Consider the following 227-nt stretch of genomic DNA (forward strand, 5'->3'; position numbering starts at 1 on the left):
TTGCGGGGGCCGGATTTGAACCGACGACCTTCGGGTTATGAGCCCGACGAGCTACCAGGCTGCTCCACCCCGCGTCCGTCATTACTCTTCCATCGAGTAACGTTACTGCTTCTGATTTTAATTGGTTGCGGGGGCCAGATTTGAACTGACGACCTTCGGGTTATGAGCCCGACGAGCTACCAGGCTGCTCCACCCCGCGTCCGTGGATGCGCACTATACTCTGCTCG

General features: G+C 58.1%; 2 tRNA genes. Both read right to left on the reverse strand.

Going from position 1 to position 227, the window contains the following annotated elements:
* A tRNA-Met gene (locus OGV85_RS00005) sits at positions 1–74 on the reverse strand.
* Positions 75–122: 48 nt separating this feature from the next.
* Positions 123–199 (reverse strand) — tRNA-Met (locus tag OGV85_RS00010).
* Positions 200–227: the final 28 nt, after the last annotated feature.

This window comes from Citrobacter sp. Cf132 (genome assembly GCF_030333885.1).
Taxonomy (GTDB): domain Bacteria; phylum Pseudomonadota; class Gammaproteobacteria; order Enterobacterales; family Enterobacteriaceae; genus Citrobacter; species Citrobacter freundii.